Source organism: Mycobacterium syngnathidarum, from assembly GCF_001942625.1.
GTDB lineage: Bacteria > Actinomycetota > Actinomycetes > Mycobacteriales > Mycobacteriaceae > Mycobacterium > Mycobacterium syngnathidarum.
In genome coordinates this window covers 290,169-307,753 of sequence record NZ_MLCL01000089.1, presented here as the reverse complement: position 1 = coordinate 307,753, position 17,585 = coordinate 290,169, and the positions used below count along the sequence as shown (strand labels likewise).

The following is a 17,585-nucleotide window of genomic DNA, read 5'->3' as shown; positions in this document are numbered from 1 at the left end:
AGGCCAACCCCCGCCATTATTACAACTATTGTGCGACTGTCGGAAATTTGTAACACTGGGTTCATGGCTGATACGCATGTAGTCACCAATCAGGTCCCCGTATTGGAGGGCTACAACTCAGCGACCTCACCGGTGCTCGCCGAGGCACTGATCCGCGAAGGCGGGGAGTGGGGCATCGACGAGGTTCACGAGCTCGGCGCGATCAACGGCAGCGCCCAGGCTCAACGCTGGGGTGAGTTGGCAGACCGCAACCAGCCGGTGTTGCACACCCATGACCGCCTCGGCTATCGGATCGACGAAGTCGAGTACGACCCGGCTTACCACGAGCTGATGAACGTGGCCGTCACCCACGGCCTGCACGGCGCTCCGTGGGCCGATGAGCGCGAGGGATCGCATGTGGTCCGCGCCGCCAAGACCTCGGTGTGGACCGTCGAGCCCGGGCACGTCTGCCCGATCTCGATGACCTACGCCGTGGTGCCCGCACTGCGGTTCAACCCCGAGCTGGCGGCCATCTACGAGCCGCTGCTGACCAGCCGGGCGTACGACCCCGAACTCAAGCTCGCCACGACCAAAGCCGGCATCACGGCGGGCATGTCGATGACCGAGAAGCAGGGTGGCTCCGACGTCCGTGCCGGCACCACCGAAGCCACGCCGAACGGTGACGGCACCTACTCGCTGCGCGGGCACAAGTGGTTCACCTCGGCGCCGATGTGCGACATCTTCCTGGTTCTCGCACAGGCCCCGGGCGGCCTGAGCTGTTTCTTCCTGCCGCGCATCCTGCCCGACGGCAGCCGCAACCGGATGTTCCTGCAGCGCCTCAAGGACAAGCTCGGCAACCACGCCAACGCCTCCAGCGAGGTCGAGTACGACGGCGCCACCGCCTGGCTGGTCGGCGAGGAGGGCCGCGGCGTGCCGACCATCATCGAGATGGTCAACCTCACCCGGTTGGACTGCACGCTGGGCAGCGCCACCAGCATGCGGAGCGGGCTGACCCGCGCCGTGCACCACGCCCAGCACCGAAAGGCGTTCGGCGCCTATCTGATCGATCAGCCGCTGATGCGCAACGTGCTGGCCGACCTGGCCGTGGAGGCCGAAGCGGCGACCATGCTGGCGATGCGGATGGCCGGTGCCACCGACAAGGCGGTCCGCGGCGACGAGCGGGAAGCGCTGCTGCGCCGTATCGGCCTGGCGGCCGGCAAGTACTGGGTGTGCAAGCGCGCCACCCCGCACGCCGCCGAGGCGATGGAATGCCTGGGCGGCAACGGCTACGTCGAGGATTCCGGTATGCCGCGGCTGTACCGCGAGGCCCCGCTGATGGGTATCTGGGAGGGCTCGGGCAACGTCAGCGCGCTGGATACCTTGCGCGCCATGGCTACCCGGCCGGAGAGCGTCGAGGTGCTGTTCGACGAACTGTCCAAGACCGCCGGACAGGACCCGCGGCTGGACCGCCATGTCACCACCCTGCAGAACGACCTGGCCGACTTGGAGACGATCGAGTACCGCGGTCGTAAGGTGGCCGAGGACATCTCGCTGGCGCTACAGGGCGCGCTGCTGGTGCGTCACGGACATCCGGCGGTGGCCGAGGCCTTCCTGGCCAGCCGGCTCGGCGGGCAGTGGGGCCAGGCCTTCGGCACCTTGCCGACCGGGCTGGACCTCGCGCCGATCCTCGAGCGGGCGCTGGTCAAGGGATGACCCTTTCCATGGCGAGCAGACACAAACTCGCACAATTAGGGGCCACTTCATGCGAGTCTGCGTCTGCTCGCGGGGAGAGGTGAGCGAATGACCGTCGACACGCTCAAGACCATGACTTATGAGGTCACCGACCGGATCGCCCGAATCACCTTCAACCGCCCCGAAAAAGGCAATTCGATCGTGGCGGACACTCCGCTGGAACTGCAGGCACTGGTCGAGCGTGCCGACCTCGATCCGAATGTGCACGTGATCCTGGTATCGGGCCGCGGTGAGGGCTTCTGCGCCGGCTTCGACCTGTCCGCCTACGCCGACGGCACGGGTGAGGCCGGGGGCCATCGCTACGACGGGACCGTGTTGTCGGGTAAAACCCAGGCCGTCAACCATCTTCCGGATCAACCGTGGGATCCCATGGTCGACTACCAGATGATGAGCCGGTTCGTGCGCGGCTTCTCCAGCCTGATGCATGCCGACAAGCCGACCGTGGTCAAGATCCACGGCTACTGCGTGGCCGGCGGAACCGACATCGCTCTGCACGCCGACCAGGTGATCGCCGCCGCCGATGCCAAGATCGGCTATCCGCCGATGCGGGTCTGGGGTGTTCCGGCCGCAGGCCTGTGGGCGCACCGGCTGGGGGATCAACGCGCCAAACGCCTTCTGTTCACCGGAGATTGCATCACCGGAGCGCAGGCCGCTGAGTGGGGTCTGGCTGTCGAGGCGCCTCAGCCGGAATATCTCGATGAGCGCACCGAGCGTCTCGTCGCACGCATCGCCGCGATGCCGGTCAATCAGCTCATCATGGCCAAGCTGGCCTGCAACACGGCCCTGCTGCAGCAGGGGGTGGCAACCAGCCGGATGGTCAGCACCGTGTTCGACGGCGTCGCCCGGCACACTCCTGAAGGGCACGCTTTCGTCGCCGACGCGGTTGAGCACGGCTTCCGCGAAGCGGTGCGTCACCGCGACGAGCCGATGGGCGACCACGGGCGTAGGGCGTCCGGGGTCTGAGATGCCCGGGCTCAAACGGATGACGGCCCGCTCGGTGGTGTTGAGCGTGCTGCTCGGTGCGCATCCGGCCTGGGCCAGCGCTGCCGAATTAGTCCGGCTGACAGCCGATTTCGACATCAAAGAGCCGACACTACGGGTTGCGCTGACCCGGATGGTCAGTGCCGGGGACTTGGTTCGTTCCGAGGACGGCTACCGGCTCTCGGACCGGTTGCTGACCCGCCAGCGCCGCCAGGACGACGCGATCGACCCGCGGCTTCGCGGGTACGACGGGCAGTGGCTGACCCTCGTCATCACCAGCGTCGGCACCGATGCCCGGACCCGGGCTTCCCTGCGCAATACGTTGCAGCAGTACCGCTTCGGTGAACTGCGTGAGGGGGTGTGGATGCGCCCGGACAACCTCGAGCAGGTATTGCCCCAGGAGATCACCGACCGGGTGCGGCTGTTGCACGCTCGTGATGAGGATCCGTCCGGCCTGGTCGCCAGGTTGTGGGATCTACCGGGCTGGCGGCGCACCGGCGAGCAGTTGTTGCACGAGATGGCCGACGCGACCGATGTCCCGGGCCGGTTCGTCGCGGCCGCCGGGATCGTGCGCCACCTGCTGGCTGACCCGGTGTTGCCGGACGAGCTGCTGCCGGATAACTGGCCGGGTGCTGAATTACGCAAGGCGTACAACGACTTTGCCGCCGAACTCGTCGAGCGGCGCGACGGTACCGAACTGATGGAGGCGACATGACCGACGCTGTGCGGGTGGAACGTAACGGACCGGTGACCACGGTCGTCATCGACCGGCCGCATGCCCGCAACGCGGTCGACGGCCCTACCGCCGCGGCCCTGTACGCCGCGTTCGAACAGTTCGACGGCGATGACGACGCCGCCGTGGCGGTGCTGACCGGCGCGGGTGGGACATTCTGTGCGGGAGCCGATCTCAAGGCATTCGGCACGCCGGAGATGAACCGGCTCGATCCTGCCGGCCCCGGGCCCATGGGGCCGAGCCGGATGGTGTTGTCGAAGCCCGTGATCGCGGCGATCAGCGGCCACGCGGTGGCCGGGGGACTGGAACTGGCCCTGTGGTGTGACCTGCGGGTGGTCGACGAGGACGCCGTGATGGGGGTGTTCTGCCGCCGGTGGGGTGTACCGCTGATCGACGGCGGCACCGTGCGGCTGCCCCGGTTGATCGGGCACAGCCGCGCCATGGATCTGATTCTGACCGGACGCGCCGTCGACGCCGACGAAGCTCATGCGATCGGCCTGGCCAACCGGGTGGTGCCCAAAGGTCAAGCCCGTCAGCACGCCGAGGAACTGGCCGTCGAGCTGGCCCGGCTACCTCAGCAATGTCTGCGGGCCGACCGGCTTTCGGCCCATCATCAGTGGGGCGAATCGGAGCAGGCGGCAATGGAATTCGAATTCGCCAGCATCGCCCGTGTCGCAGATGAGGCCGCCCATGGTGCCGGACGGTTTGCCTCAGGCGCCGGCCGGCACGGGGCCAGCGCAGACTAGCCCTTGTTGACCTTGTTGTTGCTGCCGGTGTTGTTGATCTTCGGGTCGCCCGCGTCGTAGGTGACGGTGTTGTTCAGCCCGAAGATCGTCAGTCCCTTGTCGATCCGCTCGAACGTGATCTTGTTGTCGGATCCGCCGATGTTCACGTTGGCGCAGGTGCCCTTGACCGTCAATGTGTTGTTGGTGCCGCCCACGGTGAGCGACTTGCCATCGGCACAGTCGATGTCAGTGGTGGTGCCGACCGACATGTAGTTGATGGTGTTGCCGACTTCGACATTGACCCCCGACTCGCCCGCGGTGGCGCTGGGCGTGGTGGTGTCCGAGCTTTCGGAACCGCAGGCCGCCAGGCTGAGCGCAGCCGCTGCCGCGCCGACTCCGAGGATCAGCTGGGTGTGGGGGAAACGGGTACGCACGGGTCTTCTCTGCTTTCTTGCTCAGGCGTCGTCAGGCGGGTACACGGCTGATCTGGTTTGTCATCCCCAGTTCGCGGCCGCGGTCGACGAGTATGGGATCGCCGTTCTTGAAGAACACCGTCTGGTCATAGCCGTACACGGTCACGTCGTTGATGACGTTGTCGGCGACGATCACGTTGGACGACCCCTGCACGGCCACTGCCCAGCAGGTGCCCAACGCGTTGACCCGGATGTCGGTTCCGTTGACGAACAACGTCGCGTTGTTGCAGTCGATGGTCTGTTCGACGCCCTGGCCGGTGATGGTGGTGTCACCGTTCTTGGCCGCCGCGCCGGGCGCGCCGATGGTGAGCGCCAACGGCAACGTGAGCAGTCCGGCAACAGCTATCCGGCCCACAGCTTTCCAATTCACGGTGAGATCCCCTTCCGATCCGCTGGGAGAAGAGTACGTGGAGCCCTTGCGCTGTCGGCAAGTGTTGACCAGTTTGGCGGGCGGTTGCCGACAGGTCGCGTGCGGTGTCACGGCTGGGTACCGTGTTCAGCAATGCGTCGGTGTGTTGTTCAGGCTGCTGCCGTGGCAGTCACAGCCGTGGTGACCGTCGCGGGGTGTTCGCACACCATCGACGGCGCTGCCCGGCGTGCGTCGGCCGACACCGACGACCCTGATCGCAGTTTCGGGTACGCGGACGACCGGTGTGGCCTGCTCGTCGACAGCACGGTCCAGGAGATCCTGGCCGCCGACAACGTGGTGCGCCCCTACAGCGGCGCGGTCTGCCAGTACGTGTTGTCGCGTAACGCCCAGCCCGGTCCGCAGCCCAATTCGAGTTCACCGGCGATGCTCGACGTGATCTTCTCCTGGTTCGAGGAGGGCTCGCTGGATCGTGAGCGGGCGGTGGCCCGTAGTCGGGATGCGGAGATCACCGATGTGGTGGTCGAGCGGCATCAGGCGTTCTTGGCCCGTCGAGATGTGACGGGCGCGGCCTGCTCGGCGACGGCGGCAGCCGGGTCGGGCGTGATCAGTTGGTGGGTGCAGTTCCGCAGTGCGAGCGGTGCTGTGCAGGCGGGCAAAGGTGATCCGTGCCGGGACGCCAAGAAATTGCTTTCGGCCACTCTTCAATCGGAACTCTGACCATGGCGCACCGCTACCTCGCAGCGAGGTGTCTGGTCGGCATCGCAGCCGGAATCGCCCTTGCCGCGTGTACGCCGACGGAACCAGCGTCGACGTCGGGACCGGTGGCTCGCGGCGACGGCTTTCACGGCACGGACTGCAACGGCGTCACCGACGCCGACATCGCTGATGCCGTCGGCTCGTCGATGTTCACCAAGGCGGTGGTCAGCGACACCGGGTGTTTCTGGCAGGAGAACTCGGTACTGGGCACCTTCGGTGCCGGGATGGGCATCTCCACCTGGTGGTACCGGGGCAGCGACATGGACACCGAGAGGACGCTGGAGACCCGGGCCGGACGCACGCTGACCGAGCTGTCGATCGACGGCCACCAGGGCTTCCGCGCGTCGGATCCCAATGTCTGCAGTGTCTATGTGGCCAAGGGACTGGACGTCATCACCTGGTCGATTCAGACGATGAACCCGGCCACCCTGCCCGACCTGTGCCAGGTCACCGAGAAACTCGCCCGGCTCAGTCAGGGCCGGGTGAACTGATCTGCGCTGTCTGAGGGGCTAGAGTTTCACGGCGGCCCAAATCGGGGCGTCAATCACATCGACTCGAAGGCAGTGCCACATGTCAGCTCGGCCGGAGGCACAGGCGGCTGGAACCCGGCGTTCCCAGTCCCGGCCGGCGCGGACCACGAAGCTCAGCCGTGACGCGATCGTCAACGCGGCGCTGACGTTCCTGGACCGTGAGGGCTGGGATGCGCTGACCATCAATGCCCTGGCCGGCCAGCTGGGAACGAAGGGCCCGTCGCTCTACAACCACGTGCACAGCCTCGACGACCTGCGGCGTACGGTCCGGATGCGGGTGATCGACGACATCATCGAGATGCTCAACACCGTCGGCGCCGGCCGTACCCGAGACGATGCGGTAGCGGTCATGGCCAGCGCCTACCGCAGCTACGCGCATCACCATCCGGGCCGCTACTCGGCATTCACGCGGATGCCCTTCGGCGGGGACGACCCGGAGTACTCGGCGGCCACCAAGGCTGCGGCCGGGCCGGTCATCGAGGTCCTCACCTCGTACGGGTTGGAAGGCGAGGACGCGTTCTATGCCGCGCTGCAGTTCTGGTCGGCTTTGCACGGCTTCGTCCTGCTGGAAATGACGGGCGTTATGGACGATATCGACACCGATGCGGTGTTCACCGATATGCTGCGACGACTGGCTGCCGGGATGGGGCAGTCGGAGTCGTAGCGTCTGACCTGGGATAAGGTCGTCGTGAGCGGGTTTGGTTCGTCGCGCCCAGCCCTGGTATTGTGGTAGATCGTGCCTGGCCGGAAGGCGCACGTGGCTGAGTGTTTCGCTAGCGTGCCCGCACGCCGGGCGAATTTGCATGTCTAACACGCATCGGAATTCCACTGGTGTGAGCACGTGCGACACGCCCGGCCGCGGGGTACAAGGCCGGGGGATAACTGCAGTACAGAGACTTAAACAGCAAGAAGCAACACAGAGAAAGCCGGTACATGCCAACCATCAACCAGCTGGTCCGCAAGGGTCGCCGCGACAAGGTCGCGAAGGTCAAGACCGCGGCCCTCAAGGGCAGCCCGCAGCGCCGTGGCGTGTGCACCCGCGTGTACACCACCACCCCGAAGAAGCCGAACTCGGCGCTTCGCAAGGTCGCTCGCGTAAAGCTGACCAGCGGCGTTGAGGTCACCGCCTACATCCCCGGTGAGGGTCACAACCTGCAGGAGCACTCGATGGTGCTGGTGCGCGGTGGTCGTGTGAAGGACCTCCCGGGTGTCCGTTACAAGATCATCCGCGGCTCGCTGGACACCCAGGGTGTCAAGAACCGCAAGCAGGCCCGTAGCCGTTACGGCGCCAAGAAGGAGAAGAGCTGATGCCGCGCAAGGGTCCCGCGCCGAAGCGCCCGTTGGTCAACGATCCGGTTTACGGGTCGCAGCTGGTCACCCAGCTGGTCAACAAGGTTCTGCTGGACGGCAAGAAGTCGCTGGCCGAGCGCATTGTCTACGGCGCACTGGAGCAGGCTCGCGACAAGACCGGCACGGATCCGGTCGTCACCCTCAAGCGCGCGCTCGACAACGTCAAGCCCGCCCTCGAGGTGCGCAGCCGCCGCGTCGGTGGTGCCACCTACCAGGTGCCGGTCGAGGTTCGCCCCGATCGCTCCACCACCCTGGCCCTGCGTTGGCTGGTCAGCTTCTCCAAGGCCCGTCGTGAGAAGACCATGATCGAGCGCCTCGCCAACGAGATCCTCGACGCCAGCAACGGCCTGGGCGCCGCTGTGAAGCGCCGTGAGGACACTCACAAGATGGCCGAAGCGAACCGGGCTTTCGCGCACTACCGCTGGTGACGCACGGAGCTTGCTCCGTGCGCGGCGTAGCCGCGACCAGATTCAAAATCAGCCTTTAGACAGTAATCTTCCCGAAGGGAATCCCGTGGCACAGGACGTGCTGACAGACCTGAACAAGGTCCGCAACATCGGCATCATGGCGCACATCGACGCCGGCAAGACGACGACGACAGAGCGCATCCTCTATTACACCGGCGTCAACTACAAGATCGGCGAGACGCACGACGGTGCGTCGACCACCGACTGGATGGAGCAGGAGCAGGAGCGTGGTATCACCATCACCTCCGCAGCCGTCACCTGCTTCTGGAACAACAACCAGATCAACATCATCGACACCCCCGGGCACGTCGACTTCACCGTCGAGGTGGAGCGCAGCCTGCGCGTGCTCGACGGTGCCGTTGCCGTGTTCGACGGCAAGGAGGGTGTTGAGCCCCAGTCCGAGCAGGTGTGGCGTCAGGCCGACAAGTACGACGTGCCCCGGATCTGCTTCGTCAACAAGATGGACAAGCTCGGTGCGGACTTCTACTTCACCGTGCAGACCATCAAGGACCGCCTCGGCGCCAAGCCGTTGGTGATCCAGCTGCCGATCGGCGCCGAGAACGAGTTCGAGGGCATCATCGACCTGGTCGAGATGAACGCCAAGGTATGGCGCGGTGAGACCAAGCTCGGTGAGAGCTACGAGACCGTCGAGATCCCCGCGGACCTGGCCGACAAGGCCGAGCAGTACCGCAGCGAGCTGTTGGACACCGTCGCCGAGACCGACGAGGAGCTTCTGGAGAAGTACCTCGGCGGCGAAGAGCTCACGATCGATGAGATCAAGGGCGCGATCCGCAAGCTGACCGTGAGCAGCGAGCTGTACCCGGTGCTGTGCGGCAGTGCGTTCAAGAACAAGGGTGTGCAGCCGATGCTGGACGCCGTGATCGATTACCTCCCGTCGCCGCTGGATGTCGAGTCTGTCAAGGGCCACGTCCCCGGCAAGGAGGACGAAGAGATTCTGCGCAAGCCGTCGACCGAAGAGCCGTTCTCTGCTCTGGCGTTCAAGATCGCTGTGCACCCCTTCTTCGGCAAGCTCACCTACGTCCGCGTGTACTCGGGCAAGGTCGAGTCCGGTGCCCAGGTCATCAACGCCACCAAGGGCAAGAAGGAGCGTCTGGGCAAGCTGTTCCAGATGCACGCGAACAAAGAAAATCCGGTCGAGTCGGCCTCGGCGGGTCACATCTACGCCGTGATCGGTCTGAAGGACACCACCACCGGTGACACCCTGTGCGATCCGAACCAACAGGTCGTGCTGGAGTCGATGACCTTCCCGGATCCGGTTATCGAGGTGGCCATCGAGCCGAAGACCAAGAGTGACCAGGAGAAGCTGGGCACCGCGATCCAGAAGCTCGCCGAAGAGGACCCGACCTTCAAGGTGCACCTGGACCAGGAGACCGGCCAGACCGTCATCGGCGGTATGGGCGAGCTGCACCTGGACATCCTGGTGGACCGTATGCGTCGCGAGTTCAAGGTCGAGGCCAACGTCGGTAAGCCCCAGGTGGCTTACCGCGAGACCATCCGCCGCAAGGTGGAGAAGGTCGAGTTCACCCACAAGAAGCAGACGGGTGGATCCGGCCAGTTCGCGAAGGTGCTCGTCGACCTCGAGCCGTTCATCGGCGAGGACGGTGCCACCTACGAGTTCGAGAACAAGGTCACCGGTGGCCGCATCCCGCGCGAGTACATCCCGTCGGTGGATGCCGGTGCGCAGGACGCCATGCAGTACGGCGTGTTGGCCGGCTACCCGCTGGTGAACCTGAAGCTGACGCTGCTCGACGGCGCCTACCACGAGGTCGACTCCTCGGAAATGGCGTTCAAGGTGGCGGGTTCGCAGGTGCTGAAGAAGGCTGCCCAGGCGGCCCAGCCGGTCATCCTCGAGCCCATCATGGCTGTCGAGGTCACGACGCCCGAGGATTACATGGGCGACGTGATCGGCGACCTGAACTCCCGCCGTGGTCAGATCCAGGCCATGGAGGAGCGCAGCGGTGCGCGTGTCGTCAAGGCGCAGGTACCGCTGTCGGAGATGTTCGGCTACGTGGGCGACCTTCGGTCGAAGACCCAGGGCCGGGCGAACTACTCCATGGTGTTCGACTCGTACGCCGAAGTTCCGGCGAACGTGGCGAAGGAGATCATCGCGAAGGCGACGGGTCAGTAAGCTCGTCGCGGCAACTCTCGCGGGCACACAACTGAACACATCAAAACTGCTTTAAGTAAAAGCACCAACAAGTCCAGGAGGACACCACAGTGGCGAAGGCGAAGTTCGAGCGGACGAAGCCGCACGTCAACATCGGGACCATCGGTCACGTTGACCACGGCAAGACCACGCTCACCGCAGCAATCACCAAGGTTCTGCACGACAAGTACCCCGAGTTGAACGAGTCGCGCGCATTCGACCAGATCGACAACGCGCCTGAGGAGCGTCAGCGCGGTATCACGATCAACATCTCGCATGTTGAGTACCAGACCGAGAAGCGCCACTACGCACACGTGGACGCCCCCGGCCACGCCGACTACATCAAGAACATGATCACCGGTGCCGCCCAGATGGACGGCGCGATCCTGGTGGTCGCCGCGACCGACGGCCCGATGCCGCAGACCCGCGAGCACGTGCTGCTGGGCCGCCAGGTGGGTGTGCCCTACATCCTCGTGGCGCTGAACAAGTCGGACATGGTCGACGACGAGGAGCTCCTCGAGCTCGTCGAGATGGAGGTCCGCGAACTGCTGGCCGCCCAGGAGTTCGACGAGGACGCCCCGGTCATCCGCGTCTCCGCGCTGAAGGCGCTGGAGGGCGACCCGAAGTGGGTCAAGTCGGTTGAGGACCTCATGGAGGCCGTCGACGAGTCGATCCCGGATCCGGTTCGCGAGACCGACAAGCCGTTCCTGATGCCCGTCGAGGACGTCTTCACCATCACCGGTCGTGGCACCGTGGTGACCGGTCGCGTCGAGCGTGGCGTGATCAACGTCAACGAAGAGGTCGAGATCGTCGGCATCCGCCCGACCACGACCAAGACCACCGTCACCGGTGTGGAAATGTTCCGCAAGCTGCTCGACCAGGGCCAGGCCGGCGACAACGTCGGTCTGCTGGTTCGTGGCATCAAGCGCGAGGACGTCGAGCGTGGCCAGGTTGTGGTCAAGCCCGGCACCACCACCCCGCACACCGAGTTCGAGGGCAGCGTCTACATCCTGTCCAAGGACGAGGGCGGCCGCCACACGCCGTTCTTCAACAACTACCGCCCGCAGTTCTACTTCCGTACCACGGACGTGACCGGCGTGGTTACCCTGCCCGAGGGCACCGAGATGGTGATGCCCGGTGACAACACCGACATCTCGGTCAAGCTGATCCAGCCCGTCGCCATGGACGAGGGCCTGCGCTTCGCGATCCGCGAGGGCGGCCGTACCGTCGGCGCCGGCCGGGTTACCAAGATCATCAAGTAGGTTCCGCCTACTGGATCACTTCGGTGATGATCTGACCTAGCACGCGAAAACCCCCGAAATCCCGCAGATTTCGGGGGTTTTTGCGTGCCGGAACACGGACCCGCGCATGTCGCGCGGTCGGGTGATAGTTTGGCTGTGGCGACGTCGTTGAAAATGCAACGGTCTCCGACCACGATCGTTACGGGGCGAGCTAGAGATGGACGTTGATGTGACAGAACCGATCTCCGCGTCGGTGCCGCTCGCCGACCGGATCCGTACTCAGTTGAGTCCGTCACGCATCGTCGCAGGCGTCTCGACCACGGTCGCGGTTGTCGCGGTCGGCGCCCTGGTGTGGGTGGTCGGGGACGAACCAGAGAAGCCGGCGGCCGAGACCGAAAGGCCCGTCGCCGTCGCGGCAGCACCTGTCGAGCACGCGCAGCAAGTGGCCGCCCACCCCGCACCGTCACCGTCGGTGATCCCGGACGTGCTCCCTTCCGTGACGCCCTCTCCGAAACCGCAGAGTCGCACCACTTCGTTGCTGCCGGCCCCCGGCGGAACGAGCCGGAGTTCCAACATCGTGAGCCGTTCGGAACCGGTCTTGCCATCGTTGCCCGAGGCGCCGGCAGAGGTGCCCAGCATCTCCTGGCCGCAATTCGACACCGCCGCGATGCAGCCTCCGTGGTCGGCGCTGATCGACACCAACGCGCAGAACACCGCGGGCACCATCGCTTCTTCGGTTTCCGGCGGGGTGAGCGGCATCGGCGGCGGAGCACTGGATTTCCTGAGTGCTGTCATCACAGTTGCCAACTACGGCAACGAGAACGGCGGCTTGCCCTCCCCGGATGGTTTGACCGCGCTGATGCTGGGCCCGGCCGTCGCGGGTGCGGGCATGCCTGCCCTTCCGCCGCCGCCGGCGTTCGATTTCACGAAGTTGCCGCCGCCGCCGGCGTTCGATTTCTCCAAGTTGCCGCCCCCACCGGCGTTCGACTTCTCCAAGTTGCCACCGCCTCCGCCGCCACCCGCGCTGCCACCGCCTCCTTCGCTCGACAACCCGCTCACCAAGCTGCCGAGTATTACCCGGGCGGTCGGCCTGCCGTTCTGATCCCTCACCTCACGACCCGGATGTAACAGATGTGGTGTGTGAGGCGATGCACCCCACGTAGGCCAAAGGGTTTGGGGGTCCGCTGATGTTTCGACGGATAGTTGCACTGGTAGGTGCCGGTGCGGTCGCCAGTGCGGCGCTGATAGGCCTGGCGGGCCCGGCAGCGGCGAGCCCTGGATGTCCTGACTTGCACTGGATCGGTGTCGCCGGCTCCGGCGAGCGTGACGATCCGACGGTCGACGCGGGCATGGGCCGCGTCGTCTACAACTCGTTGCGTGACCTGTCGCAGTGGGTGCAGCAGGACGGCCGCACCATGTCGGCCGAGGCCGTGGCCTATCCGGCGGCGCCGGTACCGGCAGACGGGGACTTGCTGGGCTGGGGCGGCTTCATGAGCAGCGTCGACACCGGTGTGGCAGCCCTGGGCAACCAGTACGCGGCGTTCACCCAGCGGTGCCCGTCCAGCCAGGTGATCCTGGCCGGCTACTCGCAGGGAGCGATGGTGGTGCACCGCAATCTGGCCGGGTTGTCGGGTAGCCCGAATCTGGCCGCTGCATTGTTGGTGGCCGACGGTGACCGGTTGCCCGCCGACCCCACCGTCAACCTGGGCACCGCGACCGCGGTGCCCGGAGCCGGCAAGGGCGTCGCGCAGGATTGGCCGATCCTGGCCCACGCCCCGGCACCGCTGACTGCCACGATCGGCAGCCGCACCATCAGCGTGTGCGACCGCGGTGACGCGGTCTGCGACTACGACGAGGACGCCGAAGAGGTGACGGCCACCGCCATCGCCGTGCACACCAGCTACGCCCGCTCGAGCAGCGGGGGATACCGGTGGACCTGGCCGCTGTACCGGATGTTGGGTCCTGCCCCGATGCAGCAGCAGACGGTGCCGACGGCAGTCGCGACCGATGGAGTCGTTCACTCCTGATCCGCAGGGTCTCGGGCGCTAATCTGATGGCGCTTGAGACGACGACAGGAGCCCGTGATGTCCACATTCTGGCGGTACGTACGCATTCAGGCCTTCGTACTGTTGTGCGGCATCGTCGGTCCGATATTCCTGGTCATCTACTTCGTCGCCGGCGGTGATCCGATGATGAAATGGATGTTCTGGACCGGGCTGTTGGTCACCGCGATCGACGTTCTGATTGCGTTGGGCCTCACCGCTGCCGGGTCGAAGTCGGCCGCGCAGAACGAGAAGCTCGAACAGGTCGGGGTACTGGCCCTGGCCCAGGTCACCGGAATTCACGAGACCAACACTCGCATCAACGAGCAGCCGCTGGTGAAGTTGGATCTGCAGATCTCTGGACCCGGCATTGCGCCGTTCGCCAGTCAGGACCGCGTGCTGGCCTCGGTGTCGCGGTTGCCCATGATCACCAACCGCAAGTTGGTCGTCTTGGTCGACCCGGCCACCAACGAATACCGGATCGATTGGGAGAGAAGCAGTCTGGTCAGTGGCCTGATGCCGGCGACGTTCACGATCGCCGAGGAGAACAGGACCTACGACCTCACCGGCCAATCCGGCCCGCTGATGGAGATCCTGCAGATCCTGAAGACGCACGGCATCGCCATCAACAGCATGGTCGACCTGCGGGCCAATCGGGTGGCCCGCGAAGAGGTTCAGGCCGTGGTGCGGCGCACGGCCGCACAGCAGCCCGCGCCGTCGGTCGCCGCCCCGGAACCGGCCGCGCCTCCGGCACCGTTCCTCGCACCGCCCGCGCCGTCGACCGCCCAACGCCTTCAGGAACTGGAAACCCTGCGTGCGACCGGTGCCATCAGCGAAGACGAGTACGCGGCCAAACGACAGCAGATCATCGCCGATCTCTGATCTGGCGTTGGACGAACCGGATCGGGCACCGCGTGAGCTGGCGCATCATCTGGCATTCCATTCATCGGTACGGGGCAGGAACACGTTCTACTTCTGCTGTTAGCCTGTGGCCAGGCTCACTGAAAGGACCCCGGGATGTCGGCAGGTAACGGAACTCTGGAAGGCCGGGTGGCATTCGTCACCGGCGCTGCACGCGGCCAGGGACGCGCGCATGCGGTGCGATTGGCCAACGAAGGTGCCGACATCATCGCGATCGACGTGTGCCGGTCGGTCGACGACACCATCACCTATCCGGCCGCCACGTCGGAGGAACTTGCCGAGACCGTCGCCGCCGTGGAGGCCGCGGGCCGCAAGGTGCTGGCCCGTGAGGTCGACATCCGTGATCTGGCCGCCCAACAGCAGGTGGTGGCCGACGGTGTCGAGCAGTTCGGCCGGCTCGACATCGTGGTGGCCAACGCCGGAGTGCTCAGTTGGGGCCGGCTGTTCGAGCTTTCGCCCGAACAGTTCGACACGGTCGTAGACGTCAACCTCAACGGCACCTGGCGGACCATCCGGGCCGCGGTGCCCGCCATGATCGAGGCCGGCAACGGCGGGTCGGTCATCATCGTCAGCTCTTCGGCCGGGCTCAAGGCCACGCCGGGCAACGGGCATTACGCGGCCTCCAAGCACGGCCTGGTGGCGTTGACCAACACGCTGGCGCTTGAGGTGGGGGAGTTCGGGATTCGGGTCAACTCGATCCACCCCTACTCGATCGACACCCCGATGATCGAGCCGGAGGCGATGGCCGAGATCTTCGCGAAGTATCCGAGCTACCTGCACAGCTTCGCGCCGATGCCGTACCACAAGGTGACCGACGGCAAGAACGAGGGACTTGCGGCGTTCATGGCTCCGGAAGAGGTCGCCGACGTCGTGGCCTTCTTGGCCAGTGACAACTCGGCAACCTTGTCGGGCAGCCAGATCGCCGTCGACCGGGGCGTGCTCAAGTACTGATTTCTCCGCGCCGGTCAGCCCGGCAGGACCGGCCTACCGGCGCGCGTGCACCAGGGTGTCGGCGAATTGGTCGACGGCCCAGTCGAGTTCGTCGGCGGTCACCACCAGGGGCGGGGCGAACCGCAGGGTCGAGCCGTGGGTGTCTTTGACCAGCACGCCGCGTTCGGCCAACGCCAGGCCAAATTGCTTGCCGGTGCCCAGGTCTGGGTCGATGTCCACCCCTGCCCACAGGCCCATACCGCGTACCGCGATGACTCCGTGCCCGATCAGTTCGGTGAGGCGCTGGTGTAGGTGGGCTCCGAGTTCAGTTGAGCGGAGCTGGAATTCGCCACGGCGCAGCATGTCGACGACCGTGGTGCCGATGGTCGCGGCCAGTGGGTTACCGCCGAAGGTGGATCCATGTTCGCCGGGATGCAGAACGCCGAGGATGTCGCGGTCGGCCACCACCGCGGACAGCGGTACCACGCCACCGCCCAGGGCCTTGCCGAGCAGATACACGTCGGGTACCACATCCCAGTGTTCGCAGGCGAAGGTGCGTCCGGTGCGGGCCAGGCCGGACTGGATCTCATCGGCGATCATCAGCACGTTGTTGCGGGTACAGGTCTCGCGGACGCGGGGTAGAAAGTCGGCGGGCGGGACGATGATGCCGGCCTCGCCTTGGATGGGCTCGATGAGCACGGCGGCGGTGTTGTTGTCGATCGCCTCGTCGACCGCTCGGTGGTCGCCGAAGGGGACCGAGCGGAATCCCGGTGTGTACGGGCCGAAGCCGCGGCGCGCGGTTTCGTCGTCGGAGAAGCTGATGATCGTTGTGGTGCGCCCGTGGAAGTTGTTGTGCGCTACGACGATATTCGAGCTGTCGGCTATCACGCCTTTGACGTCGGTGGCCCATTTGCGGGCCACTTTGATGCCGCTCTCCACCGCTTCGGCGCCGCTGTTCATCGGCAGCACCATGTCCTTGCCGCACAATCCGGCCAACGCTTCGGCGAACGGACCCAGGCGGTCAGAGTGGAAGGCGCGGCTCACCAGGGTCAGCCGGTCCAGTTGGGTGTGCGCCGCGGCGATGATCTCGGGGTTGCGGTGGCCGAAGTTCACCGCCGAGTATGCGGCGAGGCAATCGAGGTAGCGGCGGCCGGTCACATCGGTGATCCAGGCTCCCTCGGCGCTGTGGGCAACCACTGGCAGCGGCGAGTAGTTGTGGGCGACATGGCGATTGTCGAGCGCGATCGCCTGGGTGGTCGTCGAATCCGGGGTGGCCTGGTTGTCCACACCGTCCAGGATGGTCATGGATGTAGCTCCAGGGTGCAGCATTTGACGGATCCGCCGCCTTTGAGGAGTTCGGACATGTCGACACCGATCGGCTCGAATCCGGCTCGGCGCAGTTGTGCGGCGAATCCGGTGGCGGCTGCGGGCATCACGACGTGGCGGCCGTCGGAAACCACGTTGAGGCCGAGGACGTATGCGTCGGCCGAGCCCACTTCGATGGCGTCGCCGAACAGGTCGGCCAATTGCTTTCGGCCGGCGTCGCTGAACGCCGGGGGATAGTAGGCGATCGTGGAATCGTCGAGCACAGCCAATGCCGTGTCGAGGTGATAGAAGCGCGGGTCGACGAGTTCCAGGCTGGTGACCTCCAGGCCCGTGATGGCCGCGATCTCACCGTGGGCGCGCAGGTCGGTGCGAAAACCGTATCCGGCCAATAGCTTTGACCCGACCAGCAGCAGGTCGCCCTGGCCTTCGTTGACGTGTTCGGTGCGGACCGGACAGTAACCGGCCGCGGCCATCCAATCGGCGTAGGCGCCGGCCTCGGCTGCGCGCTGCGGGTAGGCGAATCGCGCCACCACGGCGCTGTCTCCGACCAGGAAGCCACCGTTGGCGGCGTAGACCATGTCGGGCAGTCCGGTTCGTGGGGCTATCAGGTCGACGGTGTGTCCCAGGTCGGCGTACACCCGCCGCAGCGTGTCCCACTGGGCCAGTGCGCGCGAGGGGTCCACGGGTGTGGCGGTGTCCATCCACGGGTTGATGGCGTATTCGACGGCGAAGTACTCCGGGGAGGTCATGGCGTAGTGGCGGGTGGTCGCGGTCCGGGGTCCGGGCGCAGCCTCTTGCATGACTTCCTCGAAGATGGTCATGAATCGACGATATGAGGCGCT

At 65.7% G+C, this 17,585-nt stretch carries 19 protein-coding genes; 15 read left to right on the top strand and 4 right to left on the bottom strand.

From position 1 onward, the window contains the following. Positions 1-63: 63 nt before the first annotated feature. The 4 genes from BKG60_RS27445 (at position 64) to BKG60_RS27430 (ending at position 4,191) form a co-directional block, all read left to right on the top strand. Positions 64-1,692: an acyl-CoA dehydrogenase family protein gene (locus BKG60_RS27445; protein WP_070944318.1), complete on the top strand. Its 1,629-nt coding sequence runs from the start codon at positions 64-66 to the stop codon at positions 1,690-1,692. Positions 1,693-1,779: 87 nt separating this feature from the next. Continuing rightward, positions 1,780-2,694, top strand: coding sequence for a crotonase/enoyl-CoA hydratase family protein (locus BKG60_RS27440; protein WP_070944317.1), 915 nt, complete (start codon positions 1,780-1,782; stop codon positions 2,692-2,694). Position 2,695: 1 nt separating this feature from the next. Then, complete coding sequence (locus BKG60_RS27435; RefSeq protein ID WP_070944316.1) at positions 2,696-3,427, top strand: PaaX family transcriptional regulator C-terminal domain-containing protein; 732 nt, start codon at positions 2,696-2,698, stop codon at positions 3,425-3,427. Continuing rightward, positions 3,424-4,191 (top strand): crotonase/enoyl-CoA hydratase family protein, encoded by a 768-nt coding sequence (locus tag BKG60_RS27430; RefSeq protein WP_070944315.1) that lies wholly within the window; start codon positions 3,424-3,426, stop codon positions 4,189-4,191. The genes BKG60_RS27435 and BKG60_RS27430 overlap by 4 nt, the downstream gene beginning before the upstream one ends. Here the strand turns inward: BKG60_RS27430 and BKG60_RS27425 are convergent. Together BKG60_RS27425 and BKG60_RS27420 are read right to left on the bottom strand one after the other, a co-directional pair. After that, the gene (locus BKG60_RS27425) at positions 4,188-4,604 is read right to left on the bottom strand and encodes a DUF3060 domain-containing protein (RefSeq protein ID WP_070944314.1); all 417 of its coding nucleotides are present in this window, start codon (positions 4,602-4,604) and stop codon (positions 4,188-4,190) included. The genes BKG60_RS27430 and BKG60_RS27425 overlap by 4 nt on opposite strands. A gap of 31 nt (positions 4,605-4,635) precedes the next feature. Continuing rightward, a complete protein-coding gene (locus BKG60_RS27420) occupies positions 4,636-4,998 on the bottom strand; it encodes a DUF3060 domain-containing protein (RefSeq protein ID WP_371725697.1) in 363 nt (120 codons plus the stop codon). Between the two features lie 147 nt (positions 4,999-5,145). On the opposite strand from BKG60_RS27420, the gene BKG60_RS27415 reads away from it, so the two are divergent. The 11 genes from BKG60_RS27415 (at position 5,146) to BKG60_RS27365 (ending at position 15,438) form a co-directional block, all read left to right on the top strand. Next, the gene (locus BKG60_RS27415; RefSeq protein WP_070944312.1) at positions 5,146-5,730 is read left to right on the top strand and encodes a DUF3558 domain-containing protein; all 585 of its coding nucleotides are present in this window, start codon (positions 5,146-5,148) and stop codon (positions 5,728-5,730) included. 2 nt (positions 5,731-5,732) lie between these two features. Then, on the top strand, positions 5,733-6,260 hold the full coding sequence (locus BKG60_RS27410) for a DUF3558 domain-containing protein (RefSeq protein ID WP_075910225.1): 528 nt from the start codon (positions 5,733-5,735) through the stop codon (positions 6,258-6,260). A 79-nt stretch (positions 6,261-6,339) separates the two neighbouring features. Continuing rightward, positions 6,340-6,963, top strand: a complete 624-nt coding sequence (locus BKG60_RS27405) for a TetR/AcrR family transcriptional regulator (RefSeq protein ID WP_019344482.1) — start codon at positions 6,340-6,342, stop codon at positions 6,961-6,963. Positions 6,964-7,232: 269 nt separating this feature from the next. Further along, entirely contained in the window at positions 7,233-7,607 is a 375-nt protein-coding gene (gene rpsL / locus BKG60_RS27400; protein WP_003881867.1) for a 30S ribosomal protein S12, read from the top strand. Then, positions 7,607-8,077 (top strand): 30S ribosomal protein S7, encoded by a 471-nt coding sequence (gene rpsG, locus BKG60_RS27395; protein WP_003881868.1) that lies wholly within the window; start codon positions 7,607-7,609, stop codon positions 8,075-8,077. The genes rpsL and rpsG overlap by 1 nt, the downstream gene beginning before the upstream one ends. An 85-nt stretch (positions 8,078-8,162) precedes the next feature. Continuing rightward, positions 8,163-10,265, top strand: coding sequence for an elongation factor G (fusA, locus tag BKG60_RS27390; RefSeq protein WP_070944311.1), 2,103 nt, complete (start codon positions 8,163-8,165; stop codon positions 10,263-10,265). A gap of 89 nt (positions 10,266-10,354) precedes the next feature. Beyond that, positions 10,355-11,545, top strand: coding sequence for an elongation factor Tu (tuf, locus tag BKG60_RS27385; RefSeq protein ID WP_070944310.1), 1,191 nt, complete (start codon positions 10,355-10,357; stop codon positions 11,543-11,545). A 208-nt stretch (positions 11,546-11,753) separates the two neighbouring features. Continuing rightward, a complete protein-coding gene (locus tag BKG60_RS27380) occupies positions 11,754-12,626 on the top strand; it encodes a hypothetical protein (protein ID WP_131823368.1) in 873 nt (290 codons plus the stop codon). A gap of 85 nt (positions 12,627-12,711) precedes the next feature. After that, positions 12,712-13,551 carry a cutinase family protein gene (locus tag BKG60_RS27375; protein ID WP_070944308.1) on the top strand — a complete coding sequence of 280 codons (840 nt, stop codon included), beginning with the start codon at positions 12,712-12,714 and terminating at the stop codon, positions 13,549-13,551. 57 nt (positions 13,552-13,608) lie between these two features. Continuing rightward, the gene (locus tag BKG60_RS27370; protein ID WP_075910224.1) at positions 13,609-14,448 is read left to right on the top strand and encodes an SHOCT domain-containing protein; all 840 of its coding nucleotides are present in this window, start codon (positions 13,609-13,611) and stop codon (positions 14,446-14,448) included. Between the two features lie 135 nt (positions 14,449-14,583). Then, positions 14,584-15,438: a mycofactocin-coupled SDR family oxidoreductase gene (locus BKG60_RS27365; RefSeq protein WP_070944306.1), complete on the top strand. Its 855-nt coding sequence runs from the start codon at positions 14,584-14,586 to the stop codon at positions 15,436-15,438. A gap of 33 nt (positions 15,439-15,471) precedes the next feature. Here the strand turns inward: BKG60_RS27365 and rocD are convergent, their stop codons facing one another. Then, positions 15,472-16,722, bottom strand: coding sequence for an ornithine--oxo-acid transaminase (gene rocD / locus BKG60_RS27360; protein WP_070944305.1), 1,251 nt, complete (start codon positions 16,720-16,722; stop codon positions 15,472-15,474). Beyond that, positions 16,719-17,564 carry a dimethylargininase gene (gene ddaH / locus BKG60_RS27355; protein ID WP_120765046.1) on the bottom strand — a complete coding sequence of 282 codons (846 nt, stop codon included), beginning with the start codon at positions 17,562-17,564 and terminating at the stop codon, positions 16,719-16,721. Before ddaH ends, rocD begins: the two co-directional genes overlap by 4 nt. Positions 17,565-17,585 lie beyond the last annotated feature (21 nt).